Source organism: Clostridium celatum, assembly GCF_021412605.1.
Lineage (GTDB): Bacteria > Bacillota > Clostridia > Clostridiales > Clostridiaceae > Clostridium > Clostridium celatum.
Window position 1 is genome coordinate 1 of sequence record NZ_JAJKGM010000096.1, and the last position, 1,352, is coordinate 1,352.

Annotated in this window: 1 protein-coding gene; it reads right to left on the bottom strand. The window is 30.5% G+C overall.

Features of this window, described 5'->3' with window-relative positions:
• The coding region (locus LPC13_RS16670; RefSeq protein WP_234089027.1) for an IS1182 family transposase at positions 1 to 1,266 on the bottom strand (1,266 nt) is incomplete at its 3' end.
• Between the last annotated feature and the right edge of the window lie 86 nt (positions 1,267 to 1,352).

A 1,352-nucleotide genomic window follows, 5' to 3' on the forward strand; every position in this document is an offset into this window, starting at 1 on the left:
TCCGCGGAAGCGAGCATAGCGAAGCCCATGCAGATTTTTTGAATCTGCGAAGCTTCGCTCAACTGTCTCTTTTCTTCTATCATAAATTCCTTTTCCCTTCTCGGTTCTAAGAAAGTTTTTATTATCGTCTTTGTGATTTTCCCAAACATGTCTTCTAATTATTTTATATTTAGATTTTTCTCCAAGACACTTATCTTTATGAGGACAACACATACATATTTCTTCAAAACATCTATATTCTTTATAGCCTTCGCGAGTCGTTGTTTTATATATTAAAGCAACATTATTGGGGCAAATATATATGTCTTTATCATAATCATATATATATTTATTCTTTGTATACATTCCTTTTTTGTGAGGAGAACGTCTATATGCAATAACTGGTATTATATCTCTATCTGTTATTCCTTTAAAAATAGGATTAGTTGAATATCCTGCATCTAACCCAAGATACTTAGGTTTTATATTAAATGTTTCTTCAATTCTATCTATCCTTTTTAGTATTGGCTCGCTATCGCTGACGTTACCAGGGGTAACATGTACATCCATAATTATATTATTTTTACTATCTACAGTTCGGTGATCTAAATAAAAGAAACCTTCTGGCTTATTATCTCTCATCATATAGCCACTATCGGGATCGGTAGTACTTTTCTTAATTTCCTTCGTGTCTTCTTTTACTTTTCTTGGTTTTAAAGGTTTTTTATTATGATTTTCCCTGTCTAAATTTACATCAATATCTAGTTGTTCCATGTATTCCTTAGGTGTTACTTGAACCTCAATTTTTTCAAACTTACGCTTATTAGCGTTAGCTTTTATATGTGTTGAGTCAGAGTAAAGAATTTTACCACCGACTAATCCCTTTTCAATAGCCTGAATAACTATATTATCGAATATTTTTTGTGGAATATCAGTACCTTTAAATCTTCTAATTCTATTTTGACTTATAGTAGATGCATCTGGAATTTTCTCAGTGATAGAATATCCTAAAAACCATCTATATGCTAAATTAACTTCTATATCTTTAACTAGTTGCCTTTCGGAGCGTATGCCATAAAGATATCCGATAAATAGCATCTTAAATAAAACTACCGGATCAACTGCTGGTCGACCATTTGTATGACAATACAAATCCCTAGTTAAATCTCTAATAAATGAAAAATCTATATATTTATCTATTTTTCTTAATAAATGGTCTTGCGGAACTAATTGTTCTAGCATCACCACTTCCATTTCATTTTGTGCTTCTCTTCTTTCGTTTATCATTCGTAAAACCTCTATGTAATAAATTAATATATTTTAAATTATATTACATATTTGTATAAAATTAAAGACTACTGACACTTTGTCAG